Consider the following 296-nt stretch of genomic DNA (forward strand, 5'->3'; position numbering starts at 1 on the left):
GGCCACCCTCGGCGGGGAGCTGCGGAGGTACGGGGGCTGCCTGGGCCGGGGCCGCCGGTACGGGGGGCTGAGCCGCGGCGGGGGCCACGCCCGGAGCGGTGCCGGTGTCGGCGGTACCGGGGGTGGGGGCGGGGCCCTGGACCCGAGCCGGTCCCTGGGCCGGGACGGGGACCACGCCCGGAGCCGCACCCGGCATCGGAGCCGGACCCTGCGCCGGGACGGCCCCCGCACCCGGAGTAAGACCCTGCACGGGCACCGGACCAACGCCCGGAGCCGCACCCGGCATCGGAGCCGGA

At 81.4% G+C, this 296-nt stretch carries 1 pseudogene; it reads right to left on the minus strand.

The window, feature by feature from the left end:
• A pseudogene (locus GT030_RS36490) lies at positions 1-196 on the minus strand (2-oxoglutarate dehydrogenase, E2 component, dihydrolipoamide succinyltransferase); the annotation flags it as partial.
• Positions 197-296 lie beyond the last annotated feature (100 nt).

This window comes from Streptomyces sp. SID1328 (assembly GCF_009865595.1).
GTDB classification, from domain to species: Bacteria; Actinomycetota; Actinomycetes; order Streptomycetales; family Streptomycetaceae; genus Streptomyces; species Streptomyces griseoluteus.